General features: G+C 64.9%; 19 protein-coding genes. 13 read left to right on the top strand and 6 right to left on the bottom strand.

The features are described 5' to 3' along the window. Positions 1 to 78: 78 nt before the first annotated feature. Positions 79 to 1,248: an ABC transporter substrate-binding protein gene (locus tag OEL49_RS09030; RefSeq protein WP_043798796.1), complete on the bottom strand. Its 1,170-nt coding sequence runs from the start codon at positions 1,246 to 1,248 to the stop codon at positions 79 to 81. Between the two features lie 87 nt (positions 1,249 to 1,335). Between OEL49_RS09030 and thiS the strand changes: the two genes are divergently transcribed. The 8 genes from thiS (at position 1,336) to OEL49_RS17410 (ending at position 6,759) form a co-directional block, all read left to right on the top strand. After that, positions 1,336 to 1,545 (top strand): sulfur carrier protein ThiS, encoded by a 210-nt coding sequence (thiS, locus tag OEL49_RS09025; RefSeq protein ID WP_014236118.1) that lies wholly within the window; start codon positions 1,336 to 1,338, stop codon positions 1,543 to 1,545. A gap of 69 nt (positions 1,546 to 1,614) precedes the next feature. Continuing rightward, complete coding sequence (locus OEL49_RS09020; protein WP_014236119.1) at positions 1,615 to 2,400, top strand: thiazole synthase; 786 nt, start codon at positions 1,615 to 1,617, stop codon at positions 2,398 to 2,400. Between the two features lie 2 nt (positions 2,401 to 2,402). Beyond that, positions 2,403 to 3,650, top strand: a complete 1,248-nt coding sequence (locus OEL49_RS09015; protein WP_287874445.1) for a hypothetical protein — start codon at positions 2,403 to 2,405, stop codon at positions 3,648 to 3,650. A gap of 17 nt (positions 3,651 to 3,667) precedes the next feature. Then, complete coding sequence (gene trmB, locus OEL49_RS09010; protein WP_014236121.1) at positions 3,668 to 4,423, top strand: tRNA (guanosine(46)-N7)-methyltransferase TrmB; 756 nt, start codon at positions 3,668 to 3,670, stop codon at positions 4,421 to 4,423. A gap of 487 nt (positions 4,424 to 4,910) precedes the next feature. Next, entirely contained in the window at positions 4,911 to 5,543 is a 633-nt protein-coding gene (locus OEL49_RS09005; protein WP_157870581.1) for a hypothetical protein, read from the top strand. 1 nt (position 5,544) lies between these two features. After that, positions 5,545 to 5,952, top strand: coding sequence for a hypothetical protein (locus tag OEL49_RS09000; protein ID WP_014236122.1), 408 nt, complete (start codon positions 5,545 to 5,547; stop codon positions 5,950 to 5,952). A 159-nt stretch (positions 5,953 to 6,111) separates the two neighbouring features. Next, positions 6,112 to 6,402 (top strand): hypothetical protein, encoded by a 291-nt coding sequence (locus OEL49_RS08995; protein WP_287874444.1) that lies wholly within the window; start codon positions 6,112 to 6,114, stop codon positions 6,400 to 6,402. Between the two features lie 138 nt (positions 6,403 to 6,540). After that, positions 6,541 to 6,759: an SMI1/KNR4 family protein gene (locus tag OEL49_RS17410; protein ID WP_014236123.1), complete on the top strand. Its 219-nt coding sequence runs from the start codon at positions 6,541 to 6,543 to the stop codon at positions 6,757 to 6,759. Here the strand turns inward: OEL49_RS17410 and OEL49_RS08990 are convergent. After that, positions 6,730 to 7,635: an IS110 family transposase gene (locus OEL49_RS08990; protein ID WP_238526334.1), complete on the bottom strand. Its 906-nt coding sequence runs from the start codon at positions 7,633 to 7,635 to the stop codon at positions 6,730 to 6,732. The genes OEL49_RS17410 and OEL49_RS08990 overlap by 30 nt on opposite strands. Before the next feature lie 241 nt (positions 7,636 to 7,876). On the opposite strand from OEL49_RS08990, the gene OEL49_RS08985 reads away from it, so the two are divergent. Beyond that, a complete protein-coding gene (locus tag OEL49_RS08985; protein ID WP_157870582.1) occupies positions 7,877 to 8,227 on the top strand; it encodes a hypothetical protein in 351 nt (116 codons plus the stop codon). A 99-nt stretch (positions 8,228 to 8,326) separates the two neighbouring features. Here OEL49_RS08985 and OEL49_RS08980 read toward each other — a convergent pair whose 3' ends face one another. The 4 genes from OEL49_RS08980 to ftsY form a co-directional block, all read right to left on the bottom strand. Beyond that, on the bottom strand, positions 8,327 to 9,661 hold the full coding sequence (locus OEL49_RS08980; RefSeq protein WP_287874443.1) for an FAD-dependent oxidoreductase: 1,335 nt from the start codon (positions 9,659 to 9,661) through the stop codon (positions 8,327 to 8,329). 208 nt (positions 9,662 to 9,869) lie between these two features. Continuing rightward, positions 9,870 to 10,775, bottom strand: coding sequence for a permease-like cell division protein FtsX (gene ftsX / locus OEL49_RS08975; RefSeq protein ID WP_287874441.1), 906 nt, complete (start codon positions 10,773 to 10,775; stop codon positions 9,870 to 9,872). Further along, positions 10,772 to 11,452 (bottom strand): cell division ATP-binding protein FtsE, encoded by a 681-nt coding sequence (locus OEL49_RS08970; RefSeq protein WP_014236127.1) that lies wholly within the window; start codon positions 11,450 to 11,452, stop codon positions 10,772 to 10,774. Before OEL49_RS08970 ends, ftsX begins: the two co-directional genes overlap by 4 nt. Positions 11,453 to 11,465: 13 nt before the next feature. Further along, positions 11,466 to 12,470 (bottom strand): signal recognition particle-docking protein FtsY, encoded by a 1,005-nt coding sequence (gene ftsY, locus OEL49_RS08965; RefSeq protein WP_287874439.1) that lies wholly within the window; start codon positions 12,468 to 12,470, stop codon positions 11,466 to 11,468. A 170-nt stretch (positions 12,471 to 12,640) separates the two neighbouring features. On the opposite strand from ftsY, the gene OEL49_RS08960 reads away from it, so the two are divergent. From OEL49_RS08960 to coaD, 4 genes are read left to right on the top strand one after another with little or no spacing between them, the layout of a single operon-like run. Further along, positions 12,641 to 14,008 (top strand): M16 family metallopeptidase, encoded by a 1,368-nt coding sequence (locus tag OEL49_RS08960; protein WP_287874437.1) that lies wholly within the window; start codon positions 12,641 to 12,643, stop codon positions 14,006 to 14,008. Between the two features lie 11 nt (positions 14,009 to 14,019). Continuing rightward, a complete protein-coding gene (locus OEL49_RS08955; RefSeq protein ID WP_157870583.1) occupies positions 14,020 to 15,315 on the top strand; it encodes a M16 family metallopeptidase in 1,296 nt (431 codons plus the stop codon). Next, complete coding sequence (rsmD, locus tag OEL49_RS08950; RefSeq protein WP_014236131.1) at positions 15,315 to 15,923, top strand: 16S rRNA (guanine(966)-N(2))-methyltransferase RsmD; 609 nt, start codon at positions 15,315 to 15,317, stop codon at positions 15,921 to 15,923. Before OEL49_RS08955 ends, rsmD begins: the two co-directional genes overlap by 1 nt. After that, positions 15,913 to 16,410, top strand: coding sequence for a pantetheine-phosphate adenylyltransferase (gene coaD, locus OEL49_RS08945; RefSeq protein WP_014236132.1), 498 nt, complete (start codon positions 15,913 to 15,915; stop codon positions 16,408 to 16,410). Before rsmD ends, coaD begins: the two co-directional genes overlap by 11 nt. Positions 16,411 to 16,421 lie beyond the last annotated feature (11 nt).

The following is a 16,421-nucleotide window of genomic DNA, read 5'->3' as shown; positions in this document are numbered from 1 at the left end:
GCTGATTACACAGGCAATATATGACTTTCGTCACATATAAGCCCATTTACCCCGGCCCCCCGGGAATACCCCAGGTCTCTAGTGCAGGGGTACCCAGCGGCCGTTCTGTACCGTCATCATCAGCCGTGCCCGCTGGTCCATGCCGTTATGGTTGGCCGGGGTCATGTTGAAGACGCCCTGGGCGCCCACCACTTCCTTCGATTGTTCCAGGGCGTCGCGCAGGGCGGTGCGGAACTCCGCCGTGCCCGGATGGCCCTTCTTCAGGGCCAGGGGAATGGCCTTCTGCAACAGCAGGCCCGCATCGTAGGTATTGGCGCCGAAGGTGGACATGGTGCCGGCGCCGTAGCGGCCCTCGTAGGCCCGGATGTAGCCCTGGGCCACGGCCTTGATCGGGTTGCCGTCCTTGAGGCCGTCGGCCACCAGCAGGGGACCGCCGGCCATCAGGGTGCCTTCCACGGCCTTGCCGCCCAGCTTGATGAAGTCGTTGGTGGCGACGCCGTGGGTCTGGTAGAGCCGGCCCTTGTAGCCCTTCTCCAGCAGGGTGGCCTGGGGCAGCACGGCGGGGCCGCCGGTGGCGGCGATGAAAATGGCATCCGGTTTGGCGCTGATGAGTTTCAAGGCCTGGCCGATCACCGACTGGTCGGTGCGCACGAAGCGCTCGCTGGCCACCAGGCGGATGCCCGCCTTCTCCGCCAGGGCGGCAAAGACCTTGTGCCAGTTCTCGCCGTAGGGGTCGTTGAAGCCGATGAAGCCCACGCTCCTGACGCCGCTGGCCTGCATGTGGGCGATCACCGCCTCGGCGATGAGGTCGTCGTTCTGGGTGGTCTTGAACACCCACATCTTCTTCTCGTCCATGGGCTGGACGATGGCCGAGGAACCCACGGTGGTGACCAGGGGCGTCTTGGCCTCGGCGACGAAATCGAGCATGGCCAGGGCCGCGGGGCTGGTGGTGGGGCCGATCAGGGCATCCACCTTGTGCTCGCCGATCAGCTTCTTCACCGCGGTGACCGCATTGGTGGGGTCGGAGGCGTCGTCGAGGACGAAGTATTCCACCTTCTGCCCGCCGATTTCCGCCGGCAGCAGGGCCACGCTGTTCTTCTGGGGAATGCCCACCTGGGCGGTGACGCCGGTGGAGGAGGCGATGACGCCGATCCTCACCTGGGCCAGGGCCGGGCCGGCGATCAGGGAGAGGGCGGCCAGGAGGGCGGCCGGCAAGCGGCGGCAGGGGGCGGGGCGGCGGGCTTTCATGGCGGGCAGGTCCGGGAAAATGGGGTGGCAGGACCGATTATAGCGGTGCCGGAGGCGGCCGCCGGCCATGGTAAAATCCGCCCCCTTATGGAACTGCACATCAACGGCGAAACCCGCCAATTTCCCGATCGCGACGCCGCCTTCACCGTGGCCGCCCTGGTGGCGGAACTGGGCCTGGCCGGCAAGCGTATCGCCGTGGAGCGCAACGGCGACATCGTGCCCCGCAGCCAGCACGGCGAGACCGCCCTGGCCGGCGGCGACCGCATCGAGATCGTCGTCGCCGTCGGCGGCGGCTAAGCCCGCCGCGCCGCCGGCGCTGCCCGCCGTCATCCTTCGCCCAACCCCTTCCCGCCTGGAACCGAGCCCATGGAACAACTGACCATCGCTGGCAAGACCTACCGCTCCCGCCTCATCGTCGGCACCGGCAAGTACAAGGATTTCGCCGAGACCCGCCAGGCCATCGATGCCTCCGGCGCCGAAATGGTGACCGTGGCCATCCGCCGCACCAACATCGGCCAGGACCCGAACCAGCCCAACCTGCTGGATGCCCTGCCCCCCAGCCAGTTCACCATCCTGCCCAACACCGCCGGCTGCTACACCGCCGACGAAGCCGTGCGCACCCTGCGCCTGGCCCGGGAGCTGCTGGACGGCCACGCCCTGGTCAAGCTGGAAGTGCTGGGCGATCCCACCACTCTGTTCCCCAACATGCCGGAAACCCTCAAGGCCGCCGAAGTGCTGGTCAAGGAAGGCTTCCAGGTCATGGTGTACTGCGCCGACGACCCCATCCAGGCCAAGATGCTGGAAGAGATCGGCTGTGCCGCGGTGATGCCCCTGGCCTCTCTCATCGGCTCCGGCATGGGCATCCTCAATCCCTGGAACCTGCGCCTCATCATCGACAACGCCAAGGTGCCGGTGATCGTGGACGCCGGCGTGGGCACCGCCTCCGACGCCGCCATCGCCATGGAGCTGGGCTGCGACGGGGTGCTGATGAACACCGCCATCGCCCACGCCGGCAATCCGGTGCTCATGGCCAGCGCCATGAACAAGGCGGTGCAGGCCGGGCGCGAGGCCTTCCTCGCCGGCCGCATGCCGCGCAAGCTCTACTCGGCCGACCCCAGCTCCCCCACCACCGGGCTCATCGGCAAGAACTGAGCATGGCCGCCCCTGCCTTCCGTCCCCGCCTCGCGGTGCTCTCCCTGGCCCTGCTGCTGGCTCTGCCGGCCGCCCGGGCCGAGGAAGGCAGCAGCATTCTCATGCCGCCGCCGGACCCCAACCAGCCTTCCCTGCTGGAGCTGCTGCAGCGGGTGTTCACCCCGAGCGAGGACGGCGGCCTGGATGCGGCCAACCCCTGGACCACGCCCCGGGGCGTGGTGATCCAGCCACGCCCGGTGCAAAAGGTGACACCGGCGGAGGAAGAGGCTGCCGCCGCGCCGCCGCCCGCCCTGCCGGAAGCCGCTGCCGGCGAGGAAACCGTGGCCCAGCCCCTGGGCGAGCCGGACTTCAGGGAACAGCCCCTGGCCCCGCTGCCGGCTCCGGCCGCCAGCGCGCCGTCGGCCGTTCCCACGGCGCCCGCCGCGGCGCCGGAAGACACAGCCAAGGCCGCTGCCCCGGCGACTCCGGCCGCCCCCGTCGCAGCTGCCCCGGCGGTGCCCCGCTTCCGCCCGGAGCGCCAGGGCTATGCCTTCGGCCATCCCCGCATCCTGGCCCAGCAAACCCTGTTCGGCCTCTCCCACGGCATTTCCCTGCTGGCCCGGGCCTGTTCCCTGTTGCCGGAAGAGGGCGAACTGGCCCGGGAAGCCTACGGCGCCTGGGAAGCCAGGAACCGGGTGCGCATCGAGCAGGCCGAATACGAGCTGGCCCGCTACTACTTCACGCCGCCGGCCGAGGAAGTGCGGCGCCTGGACCTGATCCAGGCCCTGCAGCTGAAGAGCGACCTGGGCCTGTCCACCGATGGTCCCGAACTGAAGGCCGCCTGCGCCACCCTGCCCGAAGCCCTGGCCAAGCCCCGCTACGACCTGGAAGCCCAATGGCTGCTCAAGGGCGATGTGGAGCGCCTGCGCCGGGCCACGGAAACCCGGGAACTGGTGAGCCAGTGCCGCCAGCAGACCGCTCCCGAGGCCGTGGAACGGCTCGACGCCGCCCTCGCCGCCTGGGAACAGGCCAACGCCGCCAGCGAAGCCGAGGCCCGGCAGCGCCTGGTGGCCGACATGGCCAGCCTGCCGGACCCCAAGCAGCCGGACCAGCCCGCCGACGGCGAAGCCCTGATGAAGACCTGGCAGGACGAGCTGCGCCGCGGTGTCGGCCGCCGTCTCGCCTACGGCGCCGCCGAGGTCTGTCCCGGCCTGGCCGATGCCCTGCCGGGCAAGGTCCACGCCCTGAACCACGCATTTGACGCTGAATGATCCACTGAAGGATGACCATGCAAGACCCGCAACGTGACGCCATCGACGGCGCTGACCTCCCGGCCGACTCCGCCGCGGACCAGGACAATCCCCTGGCCCAGCGCCACATCCGCAGCTTCGTCCTGCGCCAGGGCCGGGTCTCCAGCGCCCAGCTGCGCTACCTGGACGACATGATGCCGAAGATCGGCATCGAGCACCGTCCCCAGCTTCTCGACTTCGCCGCCACCTTCGGCCGCGAGGCCCCCACCGTGTTCGAGATCGGCTTCGGCATGGGCGAGACCTCGGCCAAGATCGCCGCCGTGCGCCCCGACACCAATTTCATCGAAGTGGAAGTGCACACCCCCGGCGTCGGCAGCCTGTGCAAGCTGGTGGCCGAAGGCAACCTCGGCAATATCCGCATCATCCAGCACGACGCCGTGGAAGTGCTGCGGGACATGATCTCCGAGAACTCCCTGGCCGGCGCCCACATCTACTTCCCCGACCCCTGGCCGAAGAAGCGCCACCACAAGCGCCGCCTGGTGCAGCCGCCCCTGATCGCCCTGCTCGCCTCCCGCCTGGCCCCCGGCGGTTACCTGCACTGCGCCACCGACTGGGAGGAATACGCCGTGCAGATGCTGGAAGTCCTCTCCGCCGAACCCCTTCTCGAAAATACCGTGGACAACAGCCACGGCGGCTTCGCCCCCCGCCCCGACTACCGCCCCCTGACCAAGTTCGAACAGCGCGGCATCCGTCTCGGTCATGGCGTGTGGGATGTGATCTTCCGCAGGAAGTAAGCCCGTTCTTCTCCGCCTGCCGGTCCTCGGCAGGCGGGAGCTGCACCACGTGACGACGTGCCTGGGCAAACCCCGTTTTGGCAGTGTCGCCGTCTCCTTCTCGCTCCCCTAGTCCTCCTCTCAGCATTTCTCCTCGTGCTCGTCTATTAGACGCAGCCGCCTGTCAGGCGGCGAAACGGGGCAGTCACGCCCCGATTTTCCACATGGTCTCTTCTGTATCTGTTCCAGGAGTGAGATCACCGATCTGGTGCTGCCTATCTGCGGTACTAATGGGGAGCATGGGCGGCTTGGGGAAAGACCGGAGCATGACGTATGATTTTGTTGTCAGGAATGTCCGGTTTGTACGTGAGGAGAATTATGCGAATAAGTAATAAGGGAATGGAGCGCCGCATGGTTATTGGCTTTCCGCCTGTCCGGTATCCCAGCTTATTGGATACCCCGACGTTTTATTGGACGTACTTGTCGTCTACTACTAGTTAGAACGCTTATGGACACCTTTTCGGCGAGATATCGTGAGTTATTGGATGAGCTAGAGGAGATTGCCGCAGCTCACGACGAGTTGACAGACACAGAAGTTCGAGAGCGAATCGCTTCCGTTCTTGATTACTACTTCATCTGGGACCATCCAGTGCAATCAGGAATTCCTAAACGCTATGCAATGTCATCCTCGCTAGGGGATCGGAAGGTGCACGCGGCAGTGTCCAGTTTTTTGACAGCTGCGCTTTCTATTGCCAAGGTCGAAATACTTAATCCCGGTTCTGCAAGGCATGCAGCTCTGCATAACGAATTATTACGTACCAAACGCGGACACACCTTTGACTGGTACATCGGCTCGTGGGAGATGTCTGGTCATTGCCCGTCGAAGCCCCGGTCCGACCGAAATTTCCGATATTCATCGAGAACTCCAGACTTGTACGGCAGTTTCATCGGAGAAGGAGTTGTGAAGATAGAAGTGGATGGACAAATTGCCCGTGTGGCATTTGATTCAGACGTACAGCAATATTTGTGTTGGATACCCGGGGTGGTCGAACCACAGTACTTCAATGCTCCGAGTAGAAAACAGGTGATGGCGAAAGCCACTCAAGTCCTTCAAACCTTTTTAGCAGCTAAGGCGTTCTAACATGGCGCTCAACCTCGCTCCCTTTGGTCGCTGGACGCTGCGCGATAAAGCCGCGCAGCGCCCCTTACCTTCGACGTTAGAGCGCAACATGTCCCGGAACCAGCTCATCGTTCAATTACCCGTTACGGAGTCGTCGGACTTCGACTCTCTCATTCAAGTCGAAGAGACACTGATTCAGGCTTTTTCCCAAAACAGATTCGCCGAGGTCGATGGACACGATATTGGAGAAGGAAAATTCAACATCTTCATTTTCCCCACCGGTTCCTGGGGCCCAGTGATTGAGCGAGTTCAGGCGTTCCTAAAGTTGCGTGGCGTATTAGACAAAGCGCTGATCGTCAAACGCCTAAAGGCCAGCGAAAAATTCGTGGTTGTTTGGCCGATCGGCTTTGCTGGCGAGTTTCAACTTTGAGACCCCGTGCCCTATGAGCCTAGAGCGGAATCTTGTCTCGCCGTGCGCCCTGCGCTCTAACCCGCCGCTCCAGAGGACGTCCTGCCGGCTACGCCGGCAGGTTCCCTCCGGCCTGCGGCCTCCGGTCGCCCCTGAGCTAGCACGTTAGAGCGCAAACCCATGCCGTCCGCTGATAGCACCTGCGCTGCCCCGAAAGAACTCGACGAACTCAAGGAGCTTGCTCGTGTCGCCACACGTCAAGCGCTTGAAGAATACGAACCGATCCCTAAGGAATGGGAAGTGAATCTCACGCTCGGAACGTTCTTCGATGGTGATGACAGAATCTTTGAGCTATACATAGCTGCCGACAAACCCAAAGACGCGATCGTTATCAGTTCGGCGCGAGTGAATCGCAAGAGTCGTTCGGTCCAGGTTGTCATCACCAACCTAAAGAAACGGGTTGCGCTTTGACCTCTTCATCCCAATCGACCGCATCGCTTACTCCAGTGTCTGTGCCGCGTGTTGCAAGGCCAATGCGCTCTAACCCTGCAGTCGAGCGGAGCTGCGCGAAAAGCCGCGCAGGCCGCTCACTTCCACGTTAGAGGTCACATGCAAACGGTCATTGCTCAGTTGCTGGAGAGAAACGAGCTGGTCCCGAAGCCACTGCCGAAGCCTACTTTGGAGGACATCGTACGAGTGGAGCATGAACTGTGTATCAAGCTCCCCGCGGAGTTCGTAGCGTTGCAGCTAAGTGCAGGCCATGTGGTGTGCGGCACCCAAGAGCCAGTGACGGTCACGTTAGCAACTGTGTTGAAGGTCAAGCCCTGAAGCGCACCAGGGGGTGTTGTTTTTGACTACGGCATTGATCACAGTCAGCAGTTTGCGCATGCAGGCGGTCAGCGCCACCTTCTTCGGTTTGCCTTGAGCACAGAGGCGCTGATAAAACTCCCGGATTGGCGGGTTGCTGCGCGTAGCTGACAAAGCCGCCATGTAGAGCATCTGACGTACCTGCGCCCTGCCACCCCAGATCACACGCTCGCCACGATGTTTGGCGCTGTCACGATTGAACGGTGCGAGCCCCGCCAGTGCTGCAATTTCCTTACGGTTCAGCTTTCCGAGTTCGGACAATTCCGCCAGCAAAGTCATGCGCGTCACTTTGCCTACCCCTGGAATGGCTTGCAGCAGATCGTCTTTCTCGCGCCAGACCTCGCTCGTCCGCAGGCGATGCGTCAGATCAATATCCAGTGCAGCAATGCGTTCATCGAGCCAGGCAATGTGTTCCTTCAAACTCGTCCGCTGCACTACCTCCGCCCGATCCAGCCGCAGCTTTTCCTGCACACGCATGTCGATGAGCTGGCGCCGCCGTGCCAGCAGCGCAGCCAGGGCTTGTGTCTCTTCATCCTTCAGAATTCGCACCTGCGGCCGGATCGCTTGCGCAAAAGCAGCCAGAATCAGGGCATCAATCCGGTCGGTCTTGGCCAGTCGCCCACACGCCTTGGCGTAGTCCCGTACTTGCCGAGGATTGACCACGGCTACCGGCACACCGGCCGCCGCCAGTGCGCTGGCCAGGGCTGTCTCAAGCCCACCCGTCGCTTCCATCACCACTAAGGTGGGAGGCTGTTCGCACAGGCGTTGGCACAAGCCCGCTATCCCCACCTCGTCATGCGCCAGCCGTTCAGCACTGCCGGTAGCAAGGAAGCCCACATCGAGTCAGGCTTTCGATACGTCGATTCCTACAAATGATTCATTTATCATGTCAGCCACCCTACCTTGCAAATCCGGGCTCATGGCCCCAGCAACTGTTCGGGTTAAAAGACAAGCAGGCGTGGCGCTCAACGCTAACGTACGGGTTCACGACCCCAGGCTTCAACGAGCTGCCACGCCCCAAAACCCGCCGGGGCATAAACCCCGGCGATTACTCCGATTCTTTTATGGAATCGGTGGAATGAACATACAAGGCAACACTATGCGCAGAGTCCCTTTTGACGTAGCCAACGGTTGGTCTCAACACCCTGAATTATGTATGGAGGCTGGCTGGAAAACCGCTACCGGCGAAGAGAACGTCGTATTCGAGGCAGCGGTCAGTGGTCAAACGTGGCAAGTTCGCATCAACGACTTCCCGGTCGAGCCGTGTTACACGCTTCTCATTGATGGCAACGAAGTCATGCACTTCGACGACTGGCCTTACTTCTGGCAGCGGCCAGTATTTCCCAACGATCACAGTCAGAGTGTCCACGATGCCCAACATTCCAATCCACCGGACCTACGGCAAGCTGCGCTTGCCTGCGTCCGGTGATTTACAACGTTAGAGTGCTCAACTGGAACACGCCCAAAGTCTCCAACAAAAAAGGCGCGGATATCCGCGCCTTTTTTGTTGCTGCGAACAGGCTGAGCGTCAGCCCCGGTCCAGGAAATCCTCCGCCATGCCTTCGAACCAGACGAAGTCTTCCTTGGCCAGGTTGACGTCGTGCTCGTGGTATTCCTTCACCGTCTGCACGATCTTGCCCTCGGCGTTGAACTTGTACTGGAAGTCCACCAGGATGGCCTCGATGGGGTTGCCGTTGACGAACATGTAGCACAGGTTGTCCGGTAGCAGCTTGTCGAAGTCCTTGCCCTGCATACGGTTCACGATCTGGCGGGCGGCGATGCGGCCCAGGCGGTTGGCCACGTGGCCGCTCTTGGGGTACCAGCCGAACAGTTCCGAGGCCTTGCCCACGGCGTCGCCGATGATCCACACATTGGGGTCCTTGGCGCTGTGCAGGCCCACGTTGTGCTGGTCGGCCCAGCCGGTGGCTTGGCCCTTGTCGTCCTGGCCGATGAGGTCGGCCATCCATACCAGGTCGCCGGCCCGGTGGGGCGCCATGAGGATAGCGTCTTCGAACTTGAAGTCGCCGGCGGCGGTCTTCACCTGCTTGTTGTAGGGGTCCACCTCCTTCACCGTGGCGTTGGGCACGTACAGCACCTGGTCCTTGTACAGCTCGTCGAAGGCCTGCTTGAAGCCGATACCGATGGGCGCGGGAGCCGGCTTGGGGTCGAGCAGGACGATGCGGCCGGGAATCTTGTGCTGCTTCAGGTGCCAGGCCATCATGCACACCCGCTCGTAGGGGGAGGGCGGGCAGCGGTGGGGCGGGGGCGGCAGCACGGTGACGAAGTCGCCGCCCTTGAAGCTGTGCAGCTTCTTCTTCAGGGTGATGTGCTCGGCGCTGGGGATGTAGGCCGCCGGGTAGTTGGCCTTGGTGTAGTTGATGGTCTTGCGGTCGTCGCCGAACCAGGCTTCGTACTGGTAGCGGATGCCGGGGGCCAGCACCAGGTAGTCGTAGCCGATGGCGCCCTGGCCGGTGATGACCTTCTTCCTGTCCCGCTCGATGCCGACGATCTCGGACTGCAGGAACTGGTAGCCGAATTTCTTCGCCACGGTCAGGTAGTCGTGCACCAGCAGGTCGGTGCCGACGATGTCCACCAGCCACTTGTTGCTCATGGGACAGGACCAGAACACCGGGTTGCGTTCGATAAGCACCACTTCGACCGACGGGTCCAGCTTGCGCAGGTAGCGGGCCACGGTGAGGCCGCCCCAGCCGCCGCCGCAGACGACGACGCGCTTGCCCTTGGGCGGCGGCAGCAATTCGGCGCCGAGGGAGGGCAACACCAGGTTGCCGGCATGGGCCCGGGAGACGACACCTGCGCCCAGGGCACCGGCAGTCGCCAGGAAGTTACGACGGGAAAAGGACATGACAGACTCCCCAAAACAAAGCCGCCGCGATGGGGATGGCACCGCAGCTTAAAAGCGGCCTGGCCGCTGAAAAATGGTGGCGGTACACCGACCGCCGGGGCGGAGGATAGCCTCGGGGAGGCGGCGTCGCAATGGGGAGGGGAAAACGGGCTGGCCCGACGGCGGTCGAAGCGGGGAGGGCGGCCGGTGGCCGGCGCCCTCCCGCCTCTTACTTCGGTTCGATCTGCCGCAGGTAGAGGCCTACCGAGAGCTGGGCGCCGAGCCAGCCGAGGAGGGCGCCGACGCCGAGCAGCAGCAGGGAGTGGTCGAGGCCCAGGCCGTGCAGGCGGAAGGCGGTGGCGTAGAGGCTGGCCAGCTGGCTGACCGGCCCGGAGAGGACGGCCACGGCGGCGGTGACCAGGAGCATGGCGATGAGGCCGCCGAGGATGCCCTGGAGGGCGCCGAAGTAGTAGTAGGGGCGGCGGATGAAACCGTCGGTGGCGCCGATCAGCTTGGCCACTTCGATTTCGTCGGCCTGGGCTAGGATCTGCAGGCGGATGGTGTTGAAGGTGACGGCCACCAGGGCGGCGGCGAAGGCGGCGGCCAGCAGCAGCACGGCCAGCCGGCCGAGGCGCAGGAAGGCGTCGAAACGCTTGATCCAGGCCGAATCCAGCTGCACGTGGGCGACCTTGGGCCAGGCCGAGAGGGTCTTGGCCAGGGCTTCCAGCTGTTCCGGTGCGGCGTTGCGCGGTTCCACGATAAAGGCGTCGGGCAGGGGGTTGCGCGGCAGGCTGGCCACCAGTTCGGCCATGCCGGCGGTGCCCTGGAGGCGCTTCAGGGCGTCCTCCCGGGGCACGAAGACAATGCTGCCGGAGACCTCCTGGCGCAGGCGGGATTCCATCTCCGTGGCCTCCTTGCGGCTGGCCTCGGGGCTGAGGAAGACGCTGATCTGCTGGGTGCTGGCGACGCCGGCGGCGGCCTGGCGCAGGTTGTCCAGCACCACCACGCCGGCGGCGGGCAGGGTCAGGGCGATGCCGATCACCAGCAGGGACAGCACGGTGTTGAGGGGCGAGGCGGCAAGCCGCTGCCAGGCGCCCTGGAGGGCCGACAGGTGTTGGGTGAGCCAGGCGTTCATGCTTGTCCTTCCGGGCGTTCGCCGGGGGCCCGCACCTGGCCGTGTTCGACCCACAGGACCCGGGGATTCAGGTGGCGCACCCATTGGGTGTCGTGGGTGGCGAGGATGACGGTGACGCCGACCTGGTGGAAGGCCTTGAACAGCTCCATCACTTCGCCGGCGGAATCCGTGTCCAGGTTGGCCGTGGGCTCGTCGGCGAGGAGGATGGCGGGGCGGTTAACCACCGCCCGGGCGATGGCCAGCCGTTGCTGTTCGCCGCCGGAGAGGGCGATGGGGTTGGCTTTCTCCCGTTCCAGCAGGCCCACCTTGTCCAGGGCCGCCCGGGCCCGCTTGCCGGCTTCCTTGGGAGAGAGGCCGACGATGGCCAGGGGCAGCAGCACGTTGTCGAGCACGGTGCGGTCGAAGAGCAGCTTCTGGTCCTGGAAGACCAGGCCGAAATTGCGCCGCACGTAGGGAATGGCGCTCTTGCGCAGGGCTGCCAGGTTCTGCCCGTTCACCACCACGCTGCCCGAGGTGGGGCGCTCGATGGCGGCGGCCAGCTTGCACAGGGTGGTCTTGCCGGCGCCGGAGTGGCCGGTGATGAAGACCAGCTCCCCTGCCTCGATGTCGAAACTCACGCCCCGCAGGGCTTCGTAGCCGGTGGGGTAGCGCTTGTGTACCGCGGAGAAGGAGATCATGACGGTCCTGAGCTTACTCGCCGAAGAGGGCGTCCACGAAGTCCCGGGCGACGAAGGGGCGCAGGTCGTCGATGCCTTCGCCGACGCCGATGAAGCGCACCGGCTTGGGACACTGGCGGGCGATGGCGGCGATGACGCCGCCCTTGGCGGTGCCGTCCAGCTTGGTCAGCACCAGGCCGGTGACGTTGATGGACTTGTCGAAGGCCTTCACCTGGGCCAGGGCGTTCTGGCCGATGTTGGCATCCAGCACCAGCATCACCTCGTGGGGGCCGGTGGGGTCGGCCTTCTGGATCACCCGGCGTACCTTGGCGATCTCTTCCATGAGGTGCAGCTGGGTGGGCAGGCGGCCGGCGGTGTCAGCCAGCACCACGTCGATGCCCCGGGCCTTGGCGGCGGCGATGGCATCGAAGACCACGGCCGCCGGGTCGCCGGATTCCTGGGCGATGACCGTGACGTTGTTGCGCTCGCCCCAGGTCATCAGCTGTTCCCGGGCAGCGGCGCGGAAGGTGTCGCCGGCGGCCAGCAGCACGCTCTTGCCCTGGCCCTGGAAGTACTTGGCCAGCTTGCCGATGGAGGTGGTCTTGCCGGCGCCGTTGACCCCGGCAATCATGATGACGAAGGGCTTGTGGCTATCCACCTGCAGGGGCGCTTCCAGGGGCGCCAGCATCTGGGCCAGGGTGTCGGCCAGGGCCTGCTGGATGGCGGCGGCGCCTTCCAGCTTGTCCTGCTTGGCGCGGCGCTTCAGTTCGTCGAGCAGGTGCATGGTGGCGTCCATGCCCACGTCGCTGGTCAGCAGCAGGGTCTCCAGTTCTTCCAGCAGTTCGTCGTCCACCTTGCCCCGGGCAAAGACGGACTTGAGCTTGCCGCCAAGCTGGGAGCGGGTGCGGGAGAGGCCGGCAAAAAGGCGCTCGCGCCAGGAAAGGGGCTTGTCCAGGGGCTCCGGCACCGGCGCCACGGCGGCTGCGGTGGCGGGCGTGGTGTCCTGGTCTTTGTCGGATTTTTTCAAGAAACCAAACATGCGGGGTTCCGTTCTAAGTTCGTTCCCGGGCTGTCAGGGCTGACAGGGGGAGGGCGGCTCGGTAAGATGCGCCGCAGGAAAATCCGAATTTTAGCCCAAGCGTCCCCCGAGGACGTTGCCGAATTCGCCCGTTCATGGCCCTGCGGGGCATTTCATTTCGGAAGCGAACCATGATCCCCAGAAAATCGAGACTCCTGGCCCTGCTGCTGGGCCTGCTCCCCATTGGCGCAGTCCTGGCCAATCCCTATGAAACCACCCTGAAGAACGGCCTCAAGGTCATCGTCAAGGAAGACCGGCGTGCCCCCACGGCGGTGCACATGGTCTGGTACAAGGTGGGCAGCATGGACGAGGTGGACGGCACCTCCGGCGTTGCCCATGCCCTGGAGCACATGATGTTCAAGGGCACGCCCAAGGTCGGCCCGGGCGAGTTCAACAAACGGGTGGCGGCCGCCGGCGGCCGCGACAACGCCTTCACCAACTACGACTACACCGCCTACTTCCAGCAGATTCCCAAGCAGAAACTGCCCGAGATGATGGCCCTGGAGGCAGACCGCATGGGCCACCTGACCCTGGACCCGAAGGAATTCGCCAAGGAAATCCAGGTGATCATGGAAGAGCGGCGCATGCGCACCGACGACAATCCCCAGTCCCTGCTGTTCGAGGCCCTCAACGCCGTGGCCTACTCCGCCCATCCCTATCGCCGGCCGGTGATCGGCTGGATGGCGGACCTGGAGCAGATGACCGCCGCCGACCTGCGCCACTGGTACCAGCAGTGGTACGTGCCCAACAACGCCACCCTGGTGGTGGTGGGCGATGTGGACCACGAGGCCGTCTTCCGCCAGGCGGAAAAGACCTACGGCCAGCTTAAGCCCCGCGCCCTGCCGGCGCGCAAGCCCATTGCCGAGGCGCCCCAGAAGGGCATCCGCCGCGTCACCGTGAAGGGCCCGGCGGAACTGCCCCAGGTGCTGCTGGCCTGGAAGGCGCCGACCCTGCGCGACGTGAACAAGGACAGCGACCCCTACGCCCTGGAAATGCTCGGTGCGGTGCTGGACGGCCACGACGGCGCCCGCCTCACCCAGCACCTGGTGAAGGACCAGCGTCTGGCCCAGTCCGTGGGCTCGGGTTACGACAACAGCAGCCGCGGCCCCTCCCTCTTCCTCATGCTGGGCACGCCCGCCGAGGGCCATACCCCGGCCGAACTGGAGGCCGCCCTCAAGGCTGAAGTGGCGCGCATTGCCGCCGACGGCGTCAGCGAGAAAGAACTGAAGCGGGCCCGCGCCCAGCTGGTGGCGAGCCAGGTGTACAAGCGGGACTCCATGTTCGCCCAGGCCATGGAGATCGGTCAGATGGAAATCGTCGGCCTCTCCTACAAGTCCGTGGAGCGCATGATCGAAAAGCTCCAGGCCGTCACCGCTGCCGACGTGCAGCGGGTGGCAAAGCAGTATTTCAACGACGACAGCCTCACCGTGGGCCTGCTGGAACCCCAGCCCCTGGCCGATGCTCCCCGCCGCCGCGCTCCCGCCGGCGTGCGCCACTGATCGAGGAGACCATGATGCGACTGCCTAATTTCCTGCTTTTTGCCGCCGCCCTGCTGGGCTCTGCCGCCCAGGCCGGGGTCACCATCGAGCACTGGGTCGCCCCCTCCGGCGCTCGGGTCTATTTCGTCGAAAACCATGCCCTGCCCATCGTGGACGTGCAGGTGGACTTTGCCGCCGGCAGCTCCCGGGACCCGGCCGGCAAGTCGGGCCTGGCCGGCTTCACCCACGGCCTGCTCGACGGCGGTGCCGGCGACCTGGACGAGACCGCCATTTCCAACCGCCTGGCCGACCTGGGCGCCAACCTGGGCGGCGGTGCCGACCAGGACCGGGCCAGCCTGAGCCTGCGCACCCTGGCGGCCCGGGAAACCCGGGATGGCGCCCTGGAGATCATGCGCCTGGTGCTGCAGCAGCCCCGCTTCCCCGAGGCGGTGCTGCAGCGGGAGCAGGTGCGCGCCGTGGCCGGTCTGCGGGACGCCCTGACCAAGCCTGAAGTGCTGGCCAGCCGGGCCTTCTGGCAGGCCCTCTACCCGGACCATCCCTATGGCCGGGTATCCACCCCTGAGTCCCTGGAAAACCTGACCCGGGCCGATGTGGAGGCCTTCTGGCGCGCCAACTACAACGCCGCCAAGGCCAGCGTCACCCTGGTGGGCGACCTCTCCCGCAGCGAGGCCGAAGCCATTGCCGAGAAGCTGACGGCCGGTCTGCCCGCCGGTGGCCCGGCTGCCCCCATCCCGGCGGCCAGCCTGCCCCAGGGGCGGGTGGTGTCGGTGTCCCATCCGGCCACCCAGTCCCATCTCCTGCTCGGCCTGCCCGCCATTCCCCGGGGCGATCCGGACTTCTACGCCCTGCAGGTGGGCAACTACGTCCTTGGCGGCGGCGGCTTCGTTTCCCGCCTGCTCAAGGAGGTACGCGATGCCCGGGGCTACGCCTACAGCACCTACAGCTATTTCGCCCCCATGGTGGCCCGGGGTCCCTTCCAGATCGGCCTGCAGACCAAGCGGGCCCAGGCCGGCGATGCCCTCAAGGTGGTCAATGAGGTGCTGCAGGAGTTCCTCGCCAAGGGCGTCACCGAGAAGGAGCTGAAGGCGGCCAAGGACAACATGGTCGGCAGCTTCCCCCTGCGCCTGGACAGCAACCGCAAGCTGCTCGACAACGTGGCGGTGATCGGCTTCTACGGCCTGCCCCTGGACTACCTGGATACCTACGCCGCCAAGGTGGAGAAGGTCAGCGCCGCCGACATCAAGGCCGCCTTCCAGCGCCACGTGCTGCCCCAGCACCTGGTGACGGTCAAGGTGGCTGCTGACTGATGGCCCGCCCCGGACCGCAGCCGGCCGGCCGGGCCGGCGCCGCCCGGGCCCGGGCGGGCAACAACGTGGTGCGCATCATCGGCGGTGAGTGGCGCCGCCGGGTGCTTTCCTTCCCTGACGGCGAAGGCCTGCGGCCGACGCCGGACCGGGTGCGGGAAACTCTCTTCAACTGGCTGGGCCAGGACCTGACGGGCTGGAACTGCCTGGATCTCTTTGCCGGCAGCGGCGCCCTGGGTTTCGAGGCGGCCTCCCGCGGAGCCGCCCGCTCCGTCCTGGTGGAGCGCTCGCCCAAGGCCTTTGCCGCCCTGAAAGACAACGCTGCCCTGCTGCAAGGGGAAAATTTGCAGATAATCCGGGAAGATGCGCTAAAATTCGTCGCCTCTACGGAGCTGCGTTTCGATCTGGTGTTCCTCGATCCGCCCTACCATCTCGGTTGGCTGGAAAAACTGGAACCCCTCCTGTCCCGGGTGCTGAAGGAAGACGGCGTGATTTACGCCGAAGCGGAAAAGCCCCTGGAAAGCCTGGGCGACTGGGCCACAGTGAAGCGCGGCAAGGCCGGGCAGGTCTTCTACCACCTTATGGCGCGGAACAATGCCGATGCTGAATAACCGACTGGCGATCTACCCGGGAACCTTCGACCCCCTGACCAAGGGGCACGAGGATCTGGTCCGGCGTGCCTCCAGCCTGTTCGACCGGGTCATCGTGGCCGTGGCCGACAGCCCGAACAAACGCCCGTTCTTCGGCCTGGAAGACCGGGTCGCCATGGCCCAGGAAATCCTGGCGCCCTATGGCAACGTGGAAGTGAAAGGTTTTTCCTGCCTGCTGATGGATTTCCTCCACCAGCAAGGCGCCAAGGTCATCATCCGCGGTTTGCGGGCGGTGTCCGACTTTGAATACGAATTCCAGATGGCGGGGATGAACCGTAATCTGTATCCCGAGGTCGAAACAGTATTCCTGACGCCTGGGGAGCAGTACATGTTCATTTCCGCCACCATGGTGCGCGAGATCGCCCGGTTGGGGGGGGATGTCAGCAAGTTCGTCCAGCCGGTCGTGGAGAAGCGGCTGGCGGCGAAAAAAGTCTCCGAACTATCTTGAATGAAGGAAAG

The sequence above is a fragment of the Azospira sp. genome, from assembly GCF_030247495.1.
Classification (GTDB): Bacteria; Pseudomonadota; Gammaproteobacteria; order Burkholderiales; family Rhodocyclaceae; genus Azospira; species Azospira oryzae.
This window is presented reverse-complemented; position numbering and strand designations above follow the sequence as displayed.